At 65.3% G+C, this 20,591-nt stretch carries 21 protein-coding genes; 14 read left to right on the plus strand and 7 right to left on the minus strand.

What is annotated here, in order from left to right; all coding sequences use genetic code 11:
• The first annotated feature begins 4 nt into the window (after window positions 1-4).
• Window positions 5-3,436, plus strand: a complete 3,432-nt coding sequence (locus IOC82_RS04105) for an indolepyruvate ferredoxin oxidoreductase family protein (RefSeq protein ID WP_290544907.1) — start codon at window positions 5-7, stop codon at window positions 3,434-3,436.
• 77 nt (window positions 3,437-3,513) lie between these two features.
• Here IOC82_RS04105 and dnaJ read toward each other — a convergent pair whose 3' ends face one another.
• Window positions 3,514-4,677, minus strand: coding sequence for a molecular chaperone DnaJ (dnaJ, locus tag IOC82_RS04110; protein WP_290544908.1), 1,164 nt, complete (start codon window positions 4,675-4,677; stop codon window positions 3,514-3,516).
• A 149-nt stretch (window positions 4,678-4,826) separates the two neighbouring features.
• Window positions 4,827-6,743, minus strand: coding sequence for a molecular chaperone DnaK (gene dnaK / locus IOC82_RS04115; RefSeq protein WP_290544909.1), 1,917 nt, complete (start codon window positions 6,741-6,743; stop codon window positions 4,827-4,829).
• A gap of 292 nt (window positions 6,744-7,035) precedes the next feature.
• Between dnaK and IOC82_RS04120 the strand changes: the two genes are divergently transcribed.
• Window positions 7,036-7,638 carry an alpha-ketoglutarate-dependent dioxygenase AlkB gene (locus IOC82_RS04120; protein ID WP_290544910.1) on the plus strand — a complete coding sequence of 201 codons (603 nt, stop codon included), beginning with the start codon at window positions 7,036-7,038 and terminating at the stop codon, window positions 7,636-7,638.
• On the opposite strand, the gene IOC82_RS04125 is transcribed toward IOC82_RS04120, so the two are convergent.
• The 3 genes from IOC82_RS04125 to hrcA form a co-directional block, all read right to left on the minus strand.
• Window positions 7,616-8,008 carry a VOC family protein gene (locus IOC82_RS04125; protein WP_290544911.1) on the minus strand — a complete coding sequence of 131 codons (393 nt, stop codon included), beginning with the start codon at window positions 8,006-8,008 and terminating at the stop codon, window positions 7,616-7,618. The two genes, IOC82_RS04120 and IOC82_RS04125, sit on opposite strands and share 23 nt — an antisense overlap.
• 92 nt (window positions 8,009-8,100) lie before the next feature.
• Window positions 8,101-8,652, minus strand: coding sequence for a nucleotide exchange factor GrpE (gene grpE / locus IOC82_RS04130; protein WP_290544912.1), 552 nt, complete (start codon window positions 8,650-8,652; stop codon window positions 8,101-8,103).
• A 66-nt stretch (window positions 8,653-8,718) separates the two neighbouring features.
• Window positions 8,719-9,810: a heat-inducible transcriptional repressor HrcA gene (gene hrcA, locus IOC82_RS04135; protein ID WP_290544913.1), complete on the minus strand. Its 1,092-nt coding sequence runs from the start codon at window positions 9,808-9,810 to the stop codon at window positions 8,719-8,721.
• A gap of 79 nt (window positions 9,811-9,889) precedes the next feature.
• Here hrcA and rph point away from each other — a divergent pair, with 79 nt between their 5' ends.
• The 6 genes from rph (at window position 9,890) to gshB (ending at window position 14,604) form a co-directional block, all read left to right on the plus strand.
• Complete coding sequence (gene rph, locus IOC82_RS04140; protein WP_290544914.1) at window positions 9,890-10,603, plus strand: ribonuclease PH; 714 nt, start codon at window positions 9,890-9,892, stop codon at window positions 10,601-10,603.
• Window positions 10,603-11,208 (plus strand): RdgB/HAM1 family non-canonical purine NTP pyrophosphatase, encoded by a 606-nt coding sequence (gene rdgB, locus IOC82_RS04145; protein ID WP_290544915.1) that lies wholly within the window; start codon window positions 10,603-10,605, stop codon window positions 11,206-11,208. The genes rph and rdgB overlap by 1 nt, the downstream gene beginning before the upstream one ends.
• Window positions 11,195-12,343 carry a radical SAM family heme chaperone HemW gene (gene hemW / locus IOC82_RS04150; RefSeq protein ID WP_290544916.1) on the plus strand — a complete coding sequence of 383 codons (1,149 nt, stop codon included), beginning with the start codon at window positions 11,195-11,197 and terminating at the stop codon, window positions 12,341-12,343. Before rdgB ends, hemW begins: the two co-directional genes overlap by 14 nt.
• 70 nt (window positions 12,344-12,413) lie before the next feature.
• Window positions 12,414-13,310 carry a 16S rRNA (cytidine(1402)-2'-O)-methyltransferase gene (gene rsmI, locus IOC82_RS04155; RefSeq protein ID WP_290544917.1) on the plus strand — a complete coding sequence of 299 codons (897 nt, stop codon included), beginning with the start codon at window positions 12,414-12,416 and terminating at the stop codon, window positions 13,308-13,310.
• Window positions 13,300-13,665: a YraN family protein gene (locus tag IOC82_RS04160; protein WP_290544918.1), complete on the plus strand. Its 366-nt coding sequence runs from the start codon at window positions 13,300-13,302 to the stop codon at window positions 13,663-13,665. The genes rsmI and IOC82_RS04160 overlap by 11 nt, the downstream gene beginning before the upstream one ends.
• The gene (gene gshB, locus IOC82_RS04165) at window positions 13,666-14,604 is read left to right on the plus strand and encodes a glutathione synthase (RefSeq protein WP_290544919.1); all 939 of its coding nucleotides are present in this window, start codon (window positions 13,666-13,668) and stop codon (window positions 14,602-14,604) included.
• Between the two features lies 1 nt (window position 14,605).
• Here the strand turns inward: gshB and IOC82_RS04170 are convergent, their stop codons facing one another.
• Window positions 14,606-15,283 (minus strand): haloacid dehalogenase type II, encoded by a 678-nt coding sequence (locus tag IOC82_RS04170; RefSeq protein ID WP_290544920.1) that lies wholly within the window; start codon window positions 15,281-15,283, stop codon window positions 14,606-14,608.
• Window positions 15,284-15,342: 59 nt separating this feature from the next.
• Here IOC82_RS04170 and nthA point away from each other — a divergent pair, with 59 nt between their 5' ends.
• Genes nthA through IOC82_RS04185 form a run of 3 tightly spaced genes read left to right on the plus strand, consistent with a single transcriptional unit; the run spans window position 15,343 to window position 16,920 of the window.
• A complete protein-coding gene (gene nthA, locus IOC82_RS04175) occupies window positions 15,343-15,957 on the plus strand; it encodes a nitrile hydratase subunit alpha (RefSeq protein WP_290544921.1) in 615 nt (204 codons plus the stop codon).
• Complete coding sequence (gene nthB, locus IOC82_RS04180; protein ID WP_290544922.1) at window positions 15,954-16,607, plus strand: nitrile hydratase subunit beta; 654 nt, start codon at window positions 15,954-15,956, stop codon at window positions 16,605-16,607. The genes nthA and nthB overlap by 4 nt, the downstream gene beginning before the upstream one ends.
• On the plus strand, window positions 16,594-16,920 hold the full coding sequence (locus IOC82_RS04185; RefSeq protein WP_290544923.1) for a nitrile hydratase accessory protein: 327 nt from the start codon (window positions 16,594-16,596) through the stop codon (window positions 16,918-16,920). The genes nthB and IOC82_RS04185 overlap by 14 nt, the downstream gene beginning before the upstream one ends.
• Here IOC82_RS04185 and IOC82_RS04190 read toward each other — a convergent pair.
• A complete protein-coding gene (locus IOC82_RS04190) occupies window positions 16,907-17,680 on the minus strand; it encodes a cytochrome c biogenesis protein CcdA (RefSeq protein ID WP_290544924.1) in 774 nt (257 codons plus the stop codon). The genes IOC82_RS04185 and IOC82_RS04190 overlap by 14 nt on opposite strands.
• Before the next feature lie 132 nt (window positions 17,681-17,812).
• Here IOC82_RS04190 and IOC82_RS04195 point away from each other — a divergent pair, with 132 nt between their 5' ends.
• The 3 genes from IOC82_RS04195 (at window position 17,813) to IOC82_RS04205 (ending at window position 20,587) form a co-directional block, all read left to right on the plus strand.
• A complete protein-coding gene (locus IOC82_RS04195) occupies window positions 17,813-18,751 on the plus strand; it encodes a zinc ABC transporter substrate-binding protein (RefSeq protein ID WP_290544925.1) in 939 nt (312 codons plus the stop codon).
• Between the two features lie 61 nt (window positions 18,752-18,812).
• The gene (locus IOC82_RS04200; RefSeq protein ID WP_290544926.1) at window positions 18,813-19,481 is read left to right on the plus strand and encodes a DUF1007 family protein; all 669 of its coding nucleotides are present in this window, start codon (window positions 18,813-18,815) and stop codon (window positions 19,479-19,481) included.
• Window positions 19,478-20,587 carry a nickel/cobalt transporter gene (locus IOC82_RS04205; protein WP_290544927.1) on the plus strand — a complete coding sequence of 370 codons (1,110 nt, stop codon included), beginning with the start codon at window positions 19,478-19,480 and terminating at the stop codon, window positions 20,585-20,587. The genes IOC82_RS04200 and IOC82_RS04205 overlap by 4 nt, the downstream gene beginning before the upstream one ends.
• Window positions 20,588-20,591: the final 4 nt, after the last annotated feature.

Below are 20,591 nucleotides of genomic sequence, written 5' to 3' on the forward strand. Positions count from 1 at the left end.
GCCCATGTCCAAGTCGACCCACAGCCTCGCCGACCTTTATGACCTTTCGATCACGCGCCTGTTCCTCACCGGGCCGCAGGCCATCCTGCGCATGGTGCTGATGCAGTCGGAGCGTGACCGGCAGGCCGGGCTCGACACCGCAGGCTACATCTCCGGCTATCGCGGCTCGCCTGTCGGCACGGTGGACAATCAGTTCCAGGCGGCGAGAAAGGTGCTGGAGCCGCGCAACATCGTGTTCCAGCCGGGCCTCAACGAGGACTTGGCCGCCACCGCCTGCTGGGGCACGCAGCAGGCCGAAATGCGCGGCGAGGGCAAGCACGACGGTGTCTTTGCCCTGTGGTACGGCAAGGGCCCGGGGGTCGACCGCACGGGTGACGTGTTCCGCCACGCCAACATGGCCGGCACTTCGCCCCATGGCGGCGTGCTCGCCATTGCGGGCGACGATCACTCGGGCGAATCATCGACCGTTGTCCATGCGAGCGACGTGGCGCTGATGGACGCGATGATCCCTGTCCTCTCGCCCGCAGGCGTGCAGGAGATCATCGACTTCGGCCTGCTGGGCTATGCGCTATCGCGCCACGCGGGCGTCTGGGTGGGCCTCAAATGCGTGCACGACACGGTCGAATCCGCCGCCGTCGTCGAGGCCGGGCCCGGCCGGGTGAACCCCGTTATCCCCTCCGAACCCGCGCCACCCTCCGGAGGCCTGTCGATCCGCCCCAGCGATGACCGCGTCGTGCAGGAAGAGCGCATCCACATGCACAAGCTTCCCGCCGTAAAAACCTTCGCGCGGGCCAATGTCCTCAACCGCATCGTGATGCGCGGCGGAGACAAGCCCACGCTCGGCATTGTCGCTGCCGGCAAGGCCTATCTCGATGTGAGGCAAGCGCTGGATGACCTCGGCATCGACGAGGTGAAGGCGGCAAGGCTCGGCATCCGCCTGCTCAAGATCGGCATGGTCTGGCCGCTGGAGGAGACGGTGGTGAAGGACTTCGCGAAGGGCCTGTCCACCATCATGGTGGTGGAGGAGAAGCGCTCGCTCATCGAAGCGCAGCTGCGCGGCATTCTCTATGCGGAGGACACCCGCCCCGCCGTCATCGGCAAGCAGGACGAGCACGGAAAAACGCTGTTCGCGCCGCATGGCGTGCTGGAGCCGAACCAGATCGCCTTCGCCATCGCCGCCCGCATCCAGGACCGCGCTACGTCAGACCGCGCCTCGGCGCTGCAGGATTTTTCCACCGGCTGCAACCAGGCCGACCTCGTCGCCCGCATTCCCTATTTCTGCGCGGGCTGCCCGCATAACTCCTCCACCGTGCTGCCCGATGGCGCGCGCGGCTATGCCGGCATCGGCTGCCACTGGCTCGCCCAGTTCGTGCCGGGCCGCAAGACCGAGGGCGCCACCCACATGGGCGGCGAGGGCGCCAACTGGGTGGGCGAGGCGCCGTTCTCGACGCGCAGCCACGTGTTCCAGAACATGGGTGACGGCACCTACAATCATTCCGGCCTCATGGCCATCCGCCACGCGGTGGCCACCTCCACCAGCATCACCTACAAGATTCTGTTCAACGATGCCGTGGCGATGACCGGCGGCCAGCGCAATGATGGCGGCCTGACGGTGGAGCGGATCGCCCAGCAGATGCGTGCCATCGGCGTTGAGCGCATTGCGGTCGTCTCCGACGAGCCGGACAAGTATCCCGCGCGCTCGGGTTTCCCGGCCCTCACCAGCTTCAACCACCGCAGCGAGTTGCAGGCGGTGCAGACGGAATTGATGGGTGTGAAGGGCGTCTCGGTGCTCATCTATGACCAGACCTGTGCCGCGGAGAAGCGCCGCCGCCGCCGCAAGGGCCAGTTCCCCGACCCGCAGAAACGCGTGTTCATCAACGAACTTGTCTGCGAGGGTTGCGGCGATTGCGGGGTGCAGTCCAACTGCGTGGCGATCCAGCCGGTGGACACCGAGTTTGGCCGCAAGCGCAAGATCGACCAGTCAAGCTGCAACAAGGATTTCTCCTGCCTAAAGGGCTTCTGCCCCAGCTTCGTGACGGTGGAAGGCGGCGAACTGGTGAAGGGCAGCAGCGGCCCGGCGGTCGACCCCGGGAAGACGCCCTTTCCGCCCGTGCCGGAGCCCGTGCTGCCCACGCTGGACAAGCCGTGGAGCATTCTCGTCACCGGCATCGGCGGCACGGGCGTGGTGACCGTTGGCCATCTGCTCGGCATGGCGGCCCACATCGAGGGCAAGGGTGCGGCCCTCATCGACATGGTGGGCATCTCGCAGAAGAACGGCACAGTGGTCACCCACCTCAAGATCGGCGCCACACCAGAGGCGATCTCCGCCGTGCGCGTGGCGCGCGGCCATGCTGACCTCATTCTCGGCTGCGATCTTGTCACCAGCGCCTCCGAACGCGTCCTCTCCGCCGCGTCGCGCGCGAAGACCCATGCCGTCGTCAACAGCCATGAGGTGATGCCGGCGAACTTCACCCATGATGCCAATTTCGACGTGCAGGGCCAGGCCCTCTCGCTGCGCATCGCGGCGGCAGCGAAGCAGGGCGGCTTCTCCGCCATCGACGCCACCGGGATCGCCACCAAGCTCATGGGCGATTCGATCGCCGCCAATCTCTTCACGCTGGGTTATGCCTGGCAGAAGGGTCTCGTGCCGCTCACGCGCGAGGCAATCGAGGCAGCGGTGCAGCTCAACGGCGTGTCGGTGAAGATGAACCTCGCCGCCTTTGCCTGGGGCCGCCGTGCCGCGGTGGATGAGGCCGCTGTGCGCGCGGTGATCGGCGCGAAGGTGGAGACGAAGGCGGAGACGCTGGACGAGGCGATCGCGCGCCGCGTGGAGTTTCTCACCGCCTACCAGGATGCGGTCTACGCTGAAAGTTACCGCAGCTTCGTCATGAAGGTGCGCCCCGTTTCCGAGCCGCTGGCGCTCGCCGTCGCGAAGAACCTGTTCAAGCTCATGGCCTATAAGGACGAGTATGAGGTCGCCCGCCTCTACAGCGACGGCAGCTTCGCGGAGAAGCTTTCGAAGCAGTTCACGGGTGACTTCACACTCAAGTTCCATCTCGCCCCGCCGATCCGCGGCCGCGTCGATGGCTTCACGGGCAAACCGATGAAAACGGAATATGGTCCGTGGATGATGAGCGCCTTCAGGGTGCTCGCGAAGATGAAGCGCCTGCGCGGCACGCGTTTTGATATCTTCGCCCGCAATCCGGAACGCCGCATGGAGCGCCAGCTCATCGCCGATTACCGCGCCCTCGTGGAGCGCCTCATTGCCACGCCGGAGCGCGCCCGCAGCAGCGTGGCGCTGGACCTCGCTGGCCTGCCGGACATGATCCGCGGCTTCGGCCACGTGAAGGAGGCGAACGCTGCTAAGGCAAAGGAACGCGAGACGGAGCTGCTGGACTTGCTTACGGGTGCTGGCCTGCAGAAGGCGGCGGAGTAGGCTTCCCCGGCGCCTTCAACGCATCATGCCCGGCACGCCGGCCGGGTATGATGAACAACCATGAGAGAGGCGGACCCTCAGCTGCCGAAGCCGTCCCAGAAGGCCCTGGCCTTGGCGAAGAAACCCTCCGACTCGGGGCTGTTGTTCTTCGCTTCCTTTTCGAACTCCTTGAGGAGTTCCTTCTGCCGGCGCGACAGGTTGACCGGGGTCTCGACCGCCACCTGGATATACATGTCGCCCATCTGCGACGACCGCAGCACCGGCATGCCCTTGTTCCTGAGACGGAACTGCTTGCCCGTCTGGGTGCCTTCAGGAACCGAGACGCGGGCCTTATTGCCGTCGATGGTGGGCACTTCGATTTCGCCGCCGATGGCGGCCGCCGTCATCGAGACTGGGACCTTGCAGAACAGGTCCGCGCCGTCGCGCTGAAAGAACTCATGCGGCTTGACGCTCAGGAAGATATAGAGATCGCCCGACGGCCCGCCGCGCAGGCCAGCCTCGCCTTCGCTGGCAAGACGGATGCGCGTGCCGTCCTCGACGCCTGCGGGAATGTTGACCGACAGCGTGCGCTCTCTGGTGACGCGGCCCTGGCCCGAACAGGCGCTGCAAGGGTCCGGGATCACCTGGCCCCGCCCCTGGCACGAGGGACAGGTGCGCTCCACCGTGAAGAAGCCGGACTGCGAACGGACCGCCCCCTGGCCGCCGCAGGCCGAGCAGGTCTTCGGGCTCGTTCCGGACTTGGCGCCCGAACCGCTGCACACCTCGCAGGACACCGAGGACGGGACGCGGATTTGCGCGGATTTGCCGGTGAAAGCCTCGGTGAGGCTGATCTCCATGTTGTAGCGCAGGTCGGAGCCGCGCGTGGCCCCGCTGTTGCGCCCGCCGCCGCTGCGGCGGCCACGTCCGCCGCCACCGCCGCCGCCCATGAAATCGCCGAACAGGTCCTCGAAGATGTCGGACATCGAGGAATTGAAGTCGGGGCCAAAGCCGGCGCCGCCGCGGGCGCCCATGCCGTTCTCGAAGGCCTGGTGGCCGAAACGGTCATAGGCCGCCTTCTTCTGCGGGTCCTTGAGCACGTCATAGGCCTCGTTCAGCTCCTTGAACTTGGCCTCGGTCTTGGCGTCGCCAGGGTTTGCATCGGGATGCAGCTGCTTGGCGAGCTTGCGATAGGCGGCCTTGAGTTCCTTCTCGTCGGCCGACCGGCCAACGCCCAGAACATCGTAATAGTCACGCTTGGCCATGAATGCTTACCGCTGTCGGTTTTCGTCCTGGCGCAAACGGCACGCCGGACCGGAAACAATTTGAAATGCGAAAGAGCGGAACCCCGCCCCGCGCGGCTGGCCCGCTGGGGGCCTGCGACGTGAAGCGGGGTTCCTGGTCATCCGGGGTCTCAGGACTTCCTGTTGTCGTCCTTCACTTCCTCGAAGTCGGCGTCGACCACGTCGTCGGCGCCGGCCTTCGGGGCGCCGGCATCGCGCGCCGCATCCGCCTCGGCCTGGCCGGCCTGAGCCTTGTACATGGCCTCGCCAAGCTTCATCGCGGCCTGCGACAGGGCGTTGGTCTTATCCTTCACGGCCTCGGCGCCATCGTTCTCCAGCGCGGACTTAAGGCTGGCGATGGCGCTTTCGATCGCCGACTTGTCGGCGGCCGAAACCTTGTCGCCGAATTCGCCGAGCGACTTCGACGTCGAGTGGATAAGGGCTTCGGCGTGGTTCTTGGCTTCCACCAGCTCCTTGCGCTTCTTGTCCTCGGCGGCATTGGCTTCCGCTTCCTTGACCATCTTGTTGATCTCGGCATCCGACAGGCCGCCGGAGGCCTGGATGCGGATCTGCTGTTCCTTGTTCGTAGCCTTGTCCTTGGCGGAGACATTGACGATGCCGTTGGCGTCGATGTCGAAGGTCACCTCGATCTGCGGCATGCCGCGCGGGGCCGGTGGAATGCCCATCAGGTCGAACTGACCGAGCATCTTGTTGTCGGCCGCCATTTCACGCTCGCCCTGGAAGACGCGGATGGTCACGGCCGTCTGGTTGTCGTCAGCGGTCGAGAACACCTGGCTCTTCTTGGTCGGGATCGTGGTGTTGCGGTCGATTAGGCGGGTGAACACGCCACCCAGCGTCTCGATGCCGAGAGAAAGCGGCGTCACGTCGAGCAGGAGAACGTCCTTCACTTCGCCCTTCAGGACGCCAGCCTGAATCGCAGCGCCGATGGCCACGACTTCATCGGGGTTAACGCCCTTGTGCGGCTCCTTGCCGAAGAACTGCTTCACCGTCTCGATGACCTTCGGCATGCGCGTCATGCCGCCGACGAGAACCACCTCATCGATCTGACCGGCCGTGATACCGGCGTCCTTGAGCGCGGCGCGGCAGGGCTCGACGGTCCGCTGGATGAGGTCTTCGACCAAGGCTTCGAGCTTGGCGCGGGTGAGCTTCAGGGTGAGGTGCTTGGGGCCCGTCTGGTCCGCCGTGATGAAGGGCAGGTTGATCTCGGTCTGCGTCGCGGACGACAGCTCGATCTTGGCCTTTTCAGCGGCTTCCTTCAGGCGCTGGAGCGCAAGCTTGTCCTTGCGCAGGTCGATGCCCTGCTCCTTCTTGAACTCATCGGCGAGGTAATCGACGATGCGCATGTCGAAGTCCTCGCCGCCAAGGAAGGTGTCGCCGTTGGTCGACTTCACTTCGAACACGCCGTCGCCGATCTCGAGGATCGACACGTCGAAGGTGCCGCCGCCGAGGTCATAGACCGCGATGGTGCCAGCTTCCTTCTTGTCGAGGCCATAGGCAAGCGCCGCGGCCGTCGGCTCGTTGATGATGCGCAGCACTTCGAGGCCGGCGATCTTGCCGGCATCCTTGGTGGCCTGGCGCTGGCTGTCGTTGAAGTAGGCCGGAACGGTGATCACGGCCTGGGTTACAGTCTCACCCAGATAGCGCTCCGCCGTTTCCTTCATCTTGGTCAGAGTAAAGGCGGAAATCTGCGAGGGGGAGAAGCGCTTGTCGCGGCTCTCGACCCAGGCATCGCCGTTGTCGGCCTTGATGATGGAATAGGGAACGAGCTTCTTGTCCTTGGCCACCATCGGATCGTCGAAGCGGCGGCCGATCAGGCGCTTGATCGCGAAGAAGGTGTTCTCGGGGTTGGTCACCGCCTGGCGCTTGGCCGGCTGGCCGACCAGGGTTTCGCCGTCTGCGGTAAACGCGACGATCGAGGGGGTGGTGCGGGCGCCCTCGGCATTTTCGATCACTTTGGGGTTCTTGCCTTCGATCACCGCAACGCAGGAGTTGGTGGTGCCGAGGTCGATACCAATCACTTTCGCCATCTTGATCCTCCAATTGGCAGGCGGAGCTTGGGAAAGCCCTTTAGGCACTTGCCCGACCCCCATTTGGCCAAGGGGGGTCCGCCTCCTGATTAAGATTAGGTCCCGGCTTCCCGATTCTTCGGGTCACCGGCGGTCGGAGGCTATATAGGCAGGGGGCTACGGCCTATCAAGCGGTTCGCCCACGCAAAAGTGATCGGAGTGAGGGCCGCCTCATCCGCCCCGATCCCCCCGGCCTTCCACCAGGTGGAGGAAATGGCTTGCCGGCGCTCGACCGGCAACGGAAAAGCGCTTGATGCAACCCGGACTGCGATATCTGCCCGGCCACCTTGGCCCCGAGGACCAGCGCCAACTGGTGGAAAACCTGCGCGCCGCCGTGGCGGAGGCCCCGCTGTTCACCCCCGTCATGCCGCGCACCGGCCGGCCCTTCACGGTGCGGATGACAAATCTCGGGCCTCTCGGCTGGGTGTCGGACCGGGCGGGCTACCGCTACCAGCCCACCCACCCAGGGACGGGCAGGCCCTGGCCGCCGATCCCTGGCACCCTGCTTGAGCTCTGGCGGGAGGTGTCGGGCTATCCGCATGACCCCGAGGCTTGCCTCGTCAATTTCTACAATGGCGGCGCCAAAATGGGCCTGCACCGGGATGAGGACGAGGAGGATTTCGCGGCCCCCGTGCTCTCCGTCTCGCTTGGCGATACGGCAGTGTTCCGCATCGGCGGGCCGGAGCGCGGCGGCAAGACGGGAACGCTGAAGCTCTCCTCCGGCGACGTTCTGGTGATGGGCGGAGCCTCCCGCCTCTGCTATCACGGCATCGACCGGGTGTTTTCCGGCACCTCCAGCCTGCTGAAGGACGGTGGGCGCATCAATCTCACGCTCAGACGGGTGAGGAGGCCATGACGGGCGCCGGTTTCATCCAGCCGATGACCGCGCCGGCCGGGTCCTGCACAATGGCGATCCGGCCCACTGACGGCACGTCGAACACCGGCGCCAGCAGCTTGCCGCCCACCGCCACAGCCTCGGCCACCCGGGCATCGACGTCATCGACCGCAAGATAGGTAAACCAGCCCATCGGGCTGCCTGGCCGGGAGGTCATGTCCATCAGGCCCCAGACGGACTCGCCGCCCGCCATGGCGACCCAGTAGTTGCCTTCGCCCGAAGGATCGAAAGCCTGAAAGGTGAGACCCAGCGTCTTGCCGTAAAAGGCCTTGGCTTTTTTCACTTCGGTGGTCATCAGTTCCGACCAGACCACGCTTCCTTGCTTTGCCATTCGCCATTACCCCGTTGACACTGCCGCAGCCTGCGGCGGCGGCAGTGACGGGGCCATGACTTGGGTCAAACGTAACAGATAAATACGGGGCCTTAGCCCTCCGCCTTCGCAACCCCCACCATCGCGGGCCTCAGGCAGCGGTCGCCGATGGCGAAGCCGGACTGCATTTCCTGCACCACCGTTCCTGGCGGATACTCGCTGGTGGGCATCTCGAACAGCGCCTGGTGGAAGTTGGGGTCGAACCTGGCGCCCACCGTCTCCACCTTGCGGATGTTGTAACGCTGGAAGACGTTGAGCAACTCGCGCTCCGTCATCTCAATGCCGGCGAAGAGGTTCTTGGTTTCCTCGCTGGCGGTTTCGGCCGGCTTGTGGGCCAGCGCGCGCTGCATGTTGTCGGAGACACTCAGCAGGTCACGGGCGAAATTGGTGGCGGCATAGAGCGTTGCCTCCGCCTTCTCGCGCTCGGCGCGCTTTCTCAGATTGTCCATGTCGGCGGCGGTGCGCAGCAGGCGATCCTTGAGGAATGCGGCCTCTTCCCTGAGCTTCGCGATCTCCAGGTCGCGCTCATCCAGTTCCTCGGCCAGCGCCTGCTCGAGGGCGAGGCCGATGTTCGGCTCGTCGGCGGAATTCTTGTCTTCGGCCATGCTGAAGGTTTTCCAGTCCCTGGGATCTGCGTGATGGCAGGCATATCGGCTGCCTGCCCGCAAAAATCAAGTGAGCAGCCGCCCGATGGCCTTGGCGGTGTAATCAACCATTGGGATGATGCGGGCATAGTTCATCCGGGTCGGCCCGATGATCCCCATGACGCCCACGATCTTCTCCTCGGAGTTGCGGAAGGGCGTGACGATGATCGAGCTCCCCGACAGGGAGAACAGGCGGTTTTCAGAGCCGATGAAGATGCGCACCCCCTCGCCCATTTCGGCGGCCCCCAGAAGCTGCACCAACTCCTTTTTGTTCTCGATATCCTCGAACAGCTTGCGGATGCGCTCCAGGTCCTCGGCCGCGGTGGCATTCTCGATCAGGTTGGCCTGGCCGCGCACGATCAGCGTCTTGTCCTCGCTGTCTCCCTCGCCGGACCACTGCCCGATCCCGGCCTCGACAACGCGGGCCGAAATCTCGTCGAGCTCCGTTCGCAGCTGCGCCATCTCGTCCCGCACGAAGCGCTGCACCTCGTCGATGGTCTTGCCCTGGAACCGCGCCGAGAGATAGTTCGACGCCTGGGCGAGGGTGGAGGGCGGAAGCCCGCGCGGCACCTCGATCACCCGGTTCTCGACGCTGCCATCCTCGCCGACAAGGATCACCAATGCCCGGCCGGGCCCCAGGTTGACGAATTCAATGTGCTTCAGGCGCGCATTCATCTTGGGCGCCAAGATCACGCCAGCGCAATGCGAGAGGCCGGAGAGCAGCGTGGTCGCCTCGCCCAGCAGGTCCTCCACCCTTCGCTGGCGGTTCGATGCGGCGATCTGCGCGTCGATTTTGGCGCGCTCGTCCGTGGGCATGGCGCCCACCTCCATCACGGCATCGACGAAGAAGCGCAGGCCTTGCTCGGTGGGCATACGGCCGGCACTGGTGTGCGGCGAGAAGATCAGCCCCGCATCCTCAAGGTCCATCATCACATTGCGGACGGAGGCGGGCGAGAGGTTCTGCGGCAGGATGCGCGAAATCGTGCGCGAACCCACGGGCTCGCCAGTAGCGAGATAGGTATCGACGAGGCGGCGGAAAATGTCGCGCGAGCGCTGGTCGAGCCCGGCGATGCCGGAAAGCCGCTCCTCGGTGAGGGGTTTAGGCGGGATCATACTCATGACACCGAATGTAGAAATCAAGTTGGCGCGGGTCAATCCGCGCGGTAGAAGGCCCGCTTTCAGACAAGGAATGACCAGAATGCGTCCCTCCGGACGGAAACCCGATGAATTGCGCTCCGTCAGCTTCACCCGCGGCTTCACCCGCCATGCCGAGGGCTCCTGCCTTGTCCGCTTCGGGGACACGCATGTGCTGTGCACCGCCTCGCTGGAAGAGCGCGTGCCCCCCTGGCTGAAGGGCGGCGGAAAGGGCTGGGTCACCGCCGAATACGGCATGCTGCCGCGCGCCACGCATGAGCGCACAAGGCGCGAGGCGGCGTCGGGCAAGCAGTCCGGCCGCACCCAGGAAATCCAGCGCCTCGTCGGCCGGTCCCTGCGCGCCGTCGTCGACCTCGTCGCGCTGGGCGAACGCCAGATCACGCTCGACTGCGACGTGCTGCAGGCCGACGGCGGCACCCGCACCGCCGCCATCACCGGCTCCTGGGTCGCCCTCTTCGATTGCCTGAAGTGGATGGAACAGCGCGCCATGTTCAAGACATGGCCCCTGAAGGACCATGTCGCCGCCATCTCCTGCGGCATCCATGGCGAAACCCCGGTGCTGGACCTCGACTATCCCGAGGACTCGTCTGCCGGCACCGACGCCAACTTCGTGATGACCGGCTCCGGCGGCATCGTCGAGATCCAGGGCACGGCGGAGGGCGAACCCTTCTCCGAGGCGACACTCGCCGAACTGCTGGCACTGGCCAAGAAAGGCATCGGCGAACTCGTGGCCAAGCAGAAGGAGGCCATCGCCTGATGCGCACGCTCCGCGATGCGAAGATCGTCATCGCCACCCACAACAAGGGCAAGCTTGAGGAATTCGCCGCGCTGCTGAAGCCCTATGGGGTGGAGGCAGTGAGCGCAGGAGCGTTGGGCCTGCCCGAACCGGCCGAGACCGAGAACACCTTCGCCGGCAATGCCCGCATCAAGGCGCTCTCCGCCATGACCGCGAGCGGGCTGATCGCCGTCTCCGATGACTCCGGCCTTTGCGTCGAAGCACTCGATGGCGAGCCCGGTGTCCATACCGCCGACTGGGCGGGGCCGGACCGCGACTGGAACCGCGCCATGCGCCTCGTCGAGGAGAAGCTGCAGGCCAAGGGCGCGACCACGCCGGACAAGCGCCGCGCCTGTTTCGCCTGCACGCTCTGCGTGATCTGGCCCGACGGCACGGAGCGCATCTACGAGGGCCGCGCACAAGGGACGCTCGCCTGGCCGCCGCGCGGGGCATTGGGCCACGGCTATGACCCGATGTTCGTGCCGGATGGCGAAACGCGCACCTTCGCGGAGCTGGCGCCTGAGGAGAAGAACCGCATCTCGCACCGCGCCCGCGCGCTGGAACTCCTCGTCCGTGATCTCTTCTGACGCTTTCGGTATTTACGTCCACTGGCCCTTCTGCAAGGCCAAGTGCCCCTATTGCGATTTCAACAGCCATGTGCGGCGCGAGGCGGTGGACACGATGTCCTTCGCGCAGGCGCTAGGCACGGAGCTCGCGTGGTTCGCGGAGCGCACGCCGGGCCGCACCGTCTCCTCGATCTTCTTCGGCGGTGGCACGCCCTCGCTGATGCCTCCGCAAGCCGTCGGCCATGTGCTCGATACCATCGCCAAGCTTTGGCCCGTGTCGCGGGATGTGGAGACCACGCTCGAGGCCAACCCGACTTCCATCGAGGCCGGGAATTTCCGCGGCTATCGCGCGGCGGGCGTCAACCGCGTGTCCGTCGGCGTGCAGGCGCTGAATGAAGGAGACCTCAAGGCGCTGGGCCGCCAACATTCCTCCGAGGAAGCCATCGCCGCCTTCCGCCTCGCGGCGAAAGTTTTCCCACGCTGCTCCTTCGACATGATCTATGCGCGGCCGAACCAGACGCCGGAACAATGGCGCGCCGAACTCACCCGCGCGCTGGCCGAGCAGCAGGGCCACATGTCGCTCTACCAGCTCACCATCGAGCCCGGCACCGCCTATTTCGATCTACACGAAAAGGGCCGCCTGCACACGCCGGGCGATGACCGCGCCGCCGACCTCTATGACATCACGCAGGAGCTGACCGAGGCGGCAGGCCTCGCGACCTACGAGATTTCGAACCATGCGCGGCCCGGCCAGGAGTCGCAGCACAACCTGCTCTACTGGCGCTATGGAGAATATGCCGGCGCCGGCCCCGGCGCGCACAGCCGCCTCGCTGAGGCCGAGAACCGCCGCGCGCTGATCGCCGAACGCCACCCGGAGACGTGGCGTGAACTGGTGCGCAGCCAAGGCCACGGCATCGTCTCCGACACCGCTGTGCCGCCCGCAGATCAGGCCAGCGAATATCTGCTGATGGGCATGCGCATCGCCGAAGGGATCGACATGGACCGCTATGCCACGCTGGCGGGACGCGAGATCGATTCGTCCAAGATCGCGGGCGTGGAATCCATGGGGTTGATCCGGCGCAACGGCCAACGGCTGATGGCCACTGCCGATGGCCGCAAGCTGCTCAATGCGGTGATTGCGGAACTGGCGGGCTGACACTACGGTAGACGTTAACTATTGTGTTCCTCTCCCTCTTCGGGGGAGAGGAATGGAGTGTGCGAGTGCAATGATCGACGCCGCGCCTACCTACATCATCGGCGCTCACCGTTTCGACGCGGAGCCGCTTGCGCCGGGGCTCTATGTGGTCGCCACGCCTATCGGCAACATGGGCGACATGACGGTCCGCGCGCTTGCCACGCTCGCCGCGGCGGAAACCGTGCTGTGCGAGGATACGCGCACCTCCGGCAAACTTATGGAACGCTTCGCGATCAAGACGCGCCTCGCCCCCTATCACGAGCACAATGCCCAGAAAGTGCGGCCAGAGATACTCGAACGCCTGAAGCAGGGCGCCACCATCGCGCTCATCTCGGATGCCGGCATGCCGCTCGTCTCCGATCCCGGCTACCGGCTGGTGAAGGAGGCAGTGGAACTGGGCATTCCCGTCACCGCCTGCCCCGGCCCATCGGCCGTGCTCACGGGCCTCGCCCTTTCAGGCCTTCCCACCGACCGCTTCCTCTTCGCCGGCTTCATGCCGCAGAAGCAGGGCGAGCGGAAGAAGCTGTTCGCGGAGTTCGCAAAACTCAAGGCCACGTTGATCTTCTTCGAAAGCCCGCACCGCATCGTCGAAACGCTGCATGATCTCTCCGCTGCGCTTCCGGGCCGCCACGTGGCGGTGACGCGCGAGCTCACCAAGCTGCACGAAGAGGTGCTGCGCGGCAGCGCGGAGGAGATCGCATCCCAACTCGGATTCCGCGCCAGCGTGAAGGGCGAGATCACCTTGCTCGTCGGCCCGCCCGAGGGCGAGGCGGAGGTCTCGGAGTCCGAGCTCGACGCCGCCATCTCCGGTGCTCTTGCCAGCATGCCAGCCAGCAAGGCCGCCTCCGAGGTGGCGAAGCGCTTCAGCCTTGGGCGCTCCGATGTTTACCAGCGCATTCTCGCCCGCAAGGATGGCGATGGCGAATGATCGCCGCACACGCGAAGAACAGGGCCGCACGGCGGAACTATTCGCGATGTGGGCGCTGCGGCTGAAGGGCTGGCGCCTGCTGGCCCGGCGTTACAAGGCGTACCAGGGCGAGGTAGACTTGATCATGCGCCGCGGCGACGTGACGGCCTTCATCGAGGTTAAGGCGCGGAAGACCCTTGATGACGCCCTTCTCTCCGTCACGCCCCGGCAGGCCCGGCGCATCGCCGCCGCTGCCCGCCAGTTCATGGCGGAGGACCGCAAGGCTGCAATGCAGGCCTGCCGTTTTGACATCGTCGCGGTGACCCCCTACCACTGGCCCCGGCATATCGAGAACGCGTTCGAGGGAGACGGCTAGATGGCCCTGAAGGTTGCAGTGCAGATGGACCCCATCCAGTCCATCAACATCGCGGGCGATTCGACCTTCGCCATGATGCTGGAAGCCCAGCGGCGCGGCCATCACCTGTTCTACTACCAGACCAAAACGCTGGCGCTGGGCGAGGGATCCCTCTTCGCCACCGGCCACGGCATCACCGTGCGCGATCAGAAGGACAACCACTACATGCTGGGCGGCGAACGCCGCTGCGATCTTGGCAAGGAGGACGTGGTGCTTATGCGCCAGGATCCGCCCTTCGACATGAACTACATCACCGCCACCCACATGCTGGAGACGATCCACCCGAAAACGCTGGTGGTGAATGATCCGGCGCAAGTGAGGAACGCGCCCGAGAAGCTCTTCGTCCTCAACTATCCGCAGTTCATGCCGGAGACGCTGATCACGCGCGACCCCGTGGAGCTCGCCGCCTTCCGCCGCGCCCACGGCGACATCATCCTGAAGCCGCTCTATGGCAATGGCGGTGCGGGCGTGTTCCGGCTGGGCGAGGGCGACCAGAATTTCTCTTCGCTTCTCGAACTCTTCACCCAGACCTTCCGCGAGCCGTTCATCGCGCAGAGATATCTGCCCGACGTGAGAAAGGGCGACAAGCGGATCATCCTGGCGGATGGCAAGGCGGCGGGCGCCATCAACCGCGTGCCGGCGGTGAACGAGAACCGCTCCAACATGCATGTGGGCGGAAAGGCGGAACCCACCAGCATGACCAAGCGCGAGCATGAGATCTGCGAGGCGCTGGGGCCGGACCTGAAGGCGCGCGGCCTGATCTTCGTCGGCATCGACGTGATCGGCGGCTATCTTACCGAGATCAACGTCACCTCGCCCACCGGCATCCGCGAAGTGAAGAGGTTCGGCGGCGCGGACATTGCGAGCCTGATCTGGGATGCGATCGAGGCGCGGCGTTAGGTCAGACGATCCCTGGCAGCTCGCTCAAGTCCTTCACCAGCGCCACCGGCTTTCCCGGCAGCCGATCGTCCTTCAGCCCGAAGCGGTCCACCCGAACCACCTGGAAGCCGAATTGCGCGGCGCCATGGCTGTCCCACGTATTTGACGTCACGAAGCAGACCGACGGCGTCTCGTGGATCTGCAGCTTCTGCATGGCGTGGCGGTAGACGCGGCGCGACGGTTTGTAGATGCCGACATCCTCGACCGAGAGCACCATGTTGAACAGCTTGTCGAGCCCCGCATGGCGCACCGCCGCATCCAGCATCGAGGGGCTGCCGTTGGACAGAATGGCGGTGAGCTTGCCCTTCGCCCTCACCGCGGCGAGCGCGTCTGCCACCTCCTCATAGACATCGAGCTTGAGATAGAGCGCCAGGATCTCGTCACGAATTCCCGGCTCGCTGACGCCATATTGGTCCAGCGCATAGTCCAGCGCATCGCCTGTCACGTGCCAGAAATCGGCGTGCACCCCCATAAGGCTGCGGAGCCAGCTGTATTCGAGCTGCTTCTGCCGCCACAGCCTGGAAATTTCTTCCGCGTGAGGGCCGATTTCCGGGGCCAGCTTGCGCATCGGGGCCCGAACGTCGAACAGGGTTCCATAGGCGTCGAACACGCAGGCCCTGATGCCCTCAAGCTTCTCCATGCCGCTTCCTCTCGCCGGATCTGCCATCTATGATGTAGCCAAACCGCAAGGCTTACAACATGGCGCATGATGGACACCGCCACGATCACGGGGAAGGCTCCGAACTCCCCCCCATCGCGCTGCGCGTAAAGGCCCTGGAATCATTGCTCGTTGAAAAGGGCTATGTCGATCCCAAGGCGCTCGACGTGCTGATTGACACCTACGAGGCCAAGATCGGCCCGCGGAATGGCGCGCGCGTGGTGGCGAAGGCCTGGACCGACGCGGCCTTCGCCGACTGGCTGAAGCGCGACGCCACCGCGGCCATCGCGTCGCTCGGCTATACCGGCCGCCAGGGCGAACACATGGTGGCGCTGTTCAACACGCCCGACACCCACAACATGGTCGTCTGCACGCTGTGCTCCTGCTACCCGTGGCCGGTGCTGGGCCTGCCGCCGGTGTGGTACAAGTCCATGCCCTACCGCTCCCGCGCCGTGATCGAGCCGCGCGAAGTGCTGAGGGAATTCGGCCTGAGCGTGCCGGAGGACAGGGAAGTCCGCGTGTGGGATTCGACGGCGGAAGTGCGCTACCTGGTGATCCCTGAGCGCCCCGAAGGCACCGAGGGCTTGAGCGAGGAACAACTTGCGGCGATCGTCACCCGAAATGCCATGATCGGCACAGGTGTCGTCACCGCATGAACGGCCCGCATGACATGGGCGGCTTCACCGGTTTCGGCCCGGTTGAGCACGCGGAGGACGAGCCCGTCTGGCATGCTGACTGGGAGCCGCGCGCTTTTGCCCTGGTGCTGGCCATGGGCATGACGGGGTCTTGGAACATCGACGAGGCCCGCCACGCCCGCGAGCGGCTGCCGGCCATGCAGTATTGGCGCTCAAGCTATTACGAAATGCGCCATTATGCGCTGATCCTGCAGTTGATTGAGCTGGGCCTGGTCACTGCGATGGAAGAAGAACAGGGCCGCATGGCCGTGGCGCCGAAGCCGGTGAAGCGCGTGGCGACGGCGGAGATGATCCCCGCCATCCTCGCCACCGGCAGCGCATACGACAGGCCGGGCAACCGGCCGCAGGGTTTCGACATTGGCGAAAAGGTCCGTGTACAGAATATCAACCCGGAAGGCCATACCCGGCTGCCGCGCTATGCGCGGGGAAAGAGCGGCGAGATCGTCGCGGTGCATGGCATGCATGTGTTTCCGGACTCGAACGCCCAGGCACAAGGCGAGGACCCGCAGTGGCTCTACACGGTGCGCTTCACTGGTGCTGAACTGTGGGGCAAGGACACGCGGGATTCCGTCTGCATCGACCTGTGGGAGCCCTATCTTGAAGCTTGCTGACTCCGCGCGCCTGCCCAAGGATGCCGATGGGCCGGTCTTCGACGAACCTTGGGAGGCGCAGGCATTCGCCCTAGCGGTGCAGCTCAACGAAGCCGGCGTCTTCGGCTGGAGCGAATGGGCGGAAACGCTGGGGGCGGAGCTGAAGGCGCATCCGCTGCGGCCCTATTACGAAAGCTGGCTCGCTGCCCTCGAACGGCTGGTCGAGGCGAAGGGCGTGATATCGGAAGCAGAGCGCCTCGCCCGCGTCGACGCCTGGGACCGCGCGGCGAAGGCGACGCCGCACGGCCAGCCGATCGAACTCAGCCGAGGTTGAGCAGCACCGGGAAACGTTCGATCAGCCAGTAGGACACCGCCTGCACGCCGCCGGTGATGAACATGACGCCGGAGAGAACGAGCAGCGCACCGGCGATCTTCTCGACAAGGCTCAGGTGCTTCCGGAAGCCCGCGAAGAACCCCATGAAAGTGCCGACACCCGCCGCCGCCAGCAGAAAGGGAATGCCCAGTCCGAGCGAATAGACGGCCAGCAGCCCCGCCCCCTTCGTCATGTCCTGCTCGCTCGCGGCGATGGTCAGGATGGTGCCGAGCACGGGGCCGATGCAGGGTGTCCAGCCGAAGGCGAAGGCCAGCCCGATGAGATAGGCGCCGGCGAGCCCGCCGGGGTGGGACTGGTGGTGATAGCGTACCTCGCGCGAGATCCAGAACATCCGAAACAGCCCAAGGAAGTGCAGGCCCATGGCGATGATGACGAGGCCTGCCACACTGGTGATCGGATTAAAGGAGAACCCGAAGAGCTCCACCTGCCGGCCGAGCTCGCTGCGCAACAGGCTGCCCAGCCATGAGGCGCTCGCCCCCAGCGCCACGAAGACGGTGGAGAAGCCGAGCACGAACATCAGGGCGGCCAGCAGCACCTGCCGCCGCTCCTCTTTCGGCTTCATTTTGTTGTCGACCAGATCCTCCAACGAGGTGCCGGTGATGAAGCAGAGGTATGGCGGCACCAGCGGCAACACGCAGGGGCTGAGGAAACTGATGGCGCCGGCGACCAGCGCGGCGCCCACGGAGACGTCAAGGCTCATGCTTCTCCTCTGGCAGGTTGCTGGGGGAATCGCAATTCGCAAGCCCGCCGCAGGCAATCACCTCTGCGTCAGGCTTGACATGCCGCCCGGCACCAGATATGTTACGTTATAACATTACATATTGAGACATCCATGCGCCACCTGCCAGCCCTGATCGCTGCCGCCCTGCTGACCACCAGCCCCGCCCTCGCCGCTCCGAAGGTGATTGCCTCGGTGGTGCCGGTGCAGTCGATCGCCGCCGCCGTGATGGGCGGCACGGGCACCCCGGAGCTCCTGCTCCAGGGCAGCATGTCGGAGCACCGGGCGGTCTTTACGCCGTCGCAGATCGCGGCCCTGGGCGATGCCGATCTTGTGTTCATCGTCGGCCAGGGGCTGGAAGCGAAGCTCGCGCAGATCAGCGGGTCGGACGCGGTGAACGGCAAGCGTTTCATCGAACTCTCGGATGCCCCCGGCATTATCAGGCTTCCCATCCGCGCGGGCGGCGCCTGGGAGCCGGATGGCGGCGATCATGACCATGACCACGGCGACACTCACGCCGCCGAGGGCGTGCTGACCTTCGATCCCCACATCTGGCTCGACCCCGAAAATGCCAAGGCCATGGCGCGCGCGGTGGCGGATGCGCTGTCCAGGGCGGACCCCGCCAACGCCGCAGCTTATGGCGCCAATGCCGGGGCCTTCGCAGCGGAGATCGACAGGACCTCCGCCGCCATCGCCGCGGAGCTCGCCCCGGTGAAGTCAAAACCCTTCATCGTCTTCCACGACGCCTACCAATATTTCGAGAAGCGCTTCGGCCTCGCCGGCGTGGGATCGATCTCGGACGTCTCCGCCCAGGCGCCCTCCGCCAGGCGGCTGGCTGAGGTGCGCGACAAGATCGCTTCAGCCCACGCCATCTGCGTGTTCCGCGAACCGCAGTTTGACGGCAAAGCGGTGCAGACGGTGATCGAGGGGACAGGCGCCCGCGAGGGCGTGCTCGACCCGCTGGGCGCCAATCTCATACCAGGGCCTGAGGCCTATCCGCAGCTCCTCCGGAACCTTGCGAAAGCATTGAAGGACTGCCTGTCTGGCAGCTGACGCCTTCACGATTTTGCCGCATTGGCGCATCATTGCTCCGGGAGAATCGGAAAGATGGTCGATGCGAGGCGCCTGTCTGAAAGCGCTCCCCGCCCTGGGGATTCTCTGCTGGGCCGCGGCAACGCCGGCGCAGGCTCACCCGCACGTGTGGATTGAGATGCACTCCGGCATAGTGTTCAACGACCGGGGGCTGATCACGGCCGTCAACATTTCCTGGACCTTCGACGACAGCTATGCGCAGATGGCCCTCGATGGCCTGGACAAGAATGGCGATGGCGTTTACGACCCCTCTGAACTCGAGCCGCTGACCCGCGAGAACCTCGACTCGCTTAAGGACTATGGCTACTTCACCCACGTCCGCTACAACAGCAAGCCGCAGGCCATGGGCGCTCCCGTCGATGCCGGGCAAATTTATTCTGAAAACAGGCTGCAGCTTCACTTCCAGCTGCCGCTGGCGACGCCGCTCGATCCCACCAAGGGCGAGTTCGTACTCAAGACCTATGACCCGGAATTCTTCATTGCCTTCGACTATGACAAGGACGAGCCGGTGTCGGTGATTGGCAACATGCCCAAGACTTGCGGGCCTGTGGTGAAGCCAGTGCCCACCGATGCGCAGATCGAGCAGACCCGCGCCATGCTGGCCACCAAGGGCGCCGACTGGCAGCCCTCCGAGGAAGAGGAGTTCGGCTCGCTCTTCGCCCAGCCCGTCACCATCCAATGCAAGGCGTGAGGCGCGCGCTGCTGGGGCTGATGGCCCTGTTCTTCCTGTTTCTCGCCGCCACTCCGCAGGTGGTGGCGCAAACCGCAGGCGCGGCCACGCAGGCCCAGCCCGAATTGACGATCAAGCGCAGCCAGCTGCTGGTGCCGAAGAAGAATGCCGACGGCACGATCAAGGTGACGCCCTTCACCGAAGACCCGGTGATGTGGGCGCGCGACGAGCAGCAGAACTTCTATGGCCGCATGTCCTCCACCCTCAAGGCCATGCGCGGCCCGAATGCTGTTGCTGCAGGCTGGATGCTGATGCTGCTGAGCTTCGTCTATGGAATCTTTCACGCCGCGGGCCCGGGCCATGGCAAGGCGGTGATCTCCACCTGGCTGCTCGCTACCGAAAGCGAACTGCGCCGCGGCATTCTCATCTCCTTCATGAGCGCCATCATCCAGGCGCTCACCGCCATCGTGCTGGTGAGTGTTCTGTTCTTCGTGGTGGCCAGCGTCGGCTCCACGGCGCGCGACGTGGCGGGCGTGCTCGAAAGCGCCAGCTACGCCTTGATCGGCCTGCTCGGGCTCTATCTCATCTGGACAGCGCTGCGCCTGCTGGCCGCGCGGCGCGCCGCTGCCGCACCGGCCGTTGCCGGTCTCGCCACGCGCCAGTCCATCGCCCTCTCCGATTTCGCCAGCTTCCAGCCGATGACGAGCGCGACCGCCGCCAATCACGTGCATGGCCCCGACTGCGGCTGCGGCCACTCGCACCTGCCGGAGGCAAAGGACCTCGCCGGAGACTTTTCCTTCGCGAAGGCCTTCTCGCTGGCCTTCGCGGTGGGGATCAGGCCCTGCACGGGGGCGATCCTGGTGCTGGTCTTCGCCAATGGGCTGGGGCTTTACTGGGCCGGTATCGCGTCGACCTTCGCCATGGCGCTGGGCACCTTCATCACTGTTTCGATGATCGCCGCCATCGCCGTCTATGGCAAGAAGATCGCCGCACGGATGATGCGCGGCAAGTCGGGCCTTCTCGACTGGGCGGGGATCGGCTTGCGCTTCGCCGGTGGAACCGTGATAGCCTTCCTCGGAACGATTCTGTTTCTCGGCTCGTTGGGCTCCACCAACGCCATGATGTGAGCGC

The sequence above is a fragment of the Aestuariivirga sp. genome, from assembly GCF_020252395.1.
Classification (GTDB): Bacteria; Pseudomonadota; Alphaproteobacteria; order Rhizobiales; family Aestuariivirgaceae; genus Aestuariivirga.

Bases quoted from the DNA above. Each gene is read 5' to 3' on its own strand.
- dnaK (WP_290544909.1), bottom strand. From the start codon at position 6,743: ATGGCGAAAGTGATTGGTATCGACCTCGGCACCACCAACTCCTGCGTT.
- rdgB (WP_290544915.1), top strand. From the start codon at position 10,603: ATGCGCACGCTCCGCGATGCGAAGATCGTCATCGCCACCCACAACAAG.
- IOC82_RS04120 (WP_290544910.1), top strand. From the start codon at position 7,036: ATGCAACCCGGACTGCGATATCTGCCCGGCCACCTTGGCCCCGAGGAC.
- IOC82_RS04190 (WP_290544924.1), bottom strand. From the start codon at position 17,680: ATGAGCCTTGACGTCTCCGTGGGCGCCGCGCTGGTCGCCGGCGCCATC.
- rsmI (WP_290544917.1), top strand. From the start codon at position 12,414: ATGATCGACGCCGCGCCTACCTACATCATCGGCGCTCACCGTTTCGAC.
- grpE (WP_290544912.1), bottom strand. From the start codon at position 8,652: ATGGCCGAAGACAAGAATTCCGCCGACGAGCCGAACATCGGCCTCGCC.
- nthA (WP_290544921.1), top strand. From the start codon at position 15,343: ATGGCGCATGATGGACACCGCCACGATCACGGGGAAGGCTCCGAACTC.
- dnaJ (WP_290544908.1), bottom strand. From the start codon at position 4,677: ATGGCCAAGCGTGACTATTACGATGTTCTGGGCGTTGGCCGGTCGGCC.
- IOC82_RS04170 (WP_290544920.1), bottom strand. From the start codon at position 15,283: ATGGAGAAGCTTGAGGGCATCAGGGCCTGCGTGTTCGACGCCTATGGA.
- gshB (WP_290544919.1), top strand. From the start codon at position 13,666: ATGGCCCTGAAGGTTGCAGTGCAGATGGACCCCATCCAGTCCATCAAC.
- IOC82_RS04195 (WP_290544925.1), top strand. From the start codon at position 17,813: ATGCGCCACCTGCCAGCCCTGATCGCTGCCGCCCTGCTGACCACCAGC.
- IOC82_RS04125 (WP_290544911.1), bottom strand. From the start codon at position 8,008: ATGGCAAAGCAAGGAAGCGTGGTCTGGTCGGAACTGATGACCACCGAA.
- rph (WP_290544914.1), top strand. From the start codon at position 9,890: ATGCGTCCCTCCGGACGGAAACCCGATGAATTGCGCTCCGTCAGCTTC.
- nthB (WP_290544922.1), top strand. From the start codon at position 15,954: ATGAACGGCCCGCATGACATGGGCGGCTTCACCGGTTTCGGCCCGGTT.
- hrcA (WP_290544913.1), bottom strand. From the start codon at position 9,810: ATGAGTATGATCCCGCCTAAACCCCTCACCGAGGAGCGGCTTTCCGGC.
- IOC82_RS04105 (WP_290544907.1), top strand. From the start codon at position 5: ATGTCCAAGTCGACCCACAGCCTCGCCGACCTTTATGACCTTTCGATC.
- IOC82_RS04160 (WP_290544918.1), top strand. From the start codon at position 13,300: ATGGCGAATGATCGCCGCACACGCGAAGAACAGGGCCGCACGGCGGAA.
- IOC82_RS04200 (WP_290544926.1), top strand. From the start codon at position 18,813: ATGCGAGGCGCCTGTCTGAAAGCGCTCCCCGCCCTGGGGATTCTCTGC.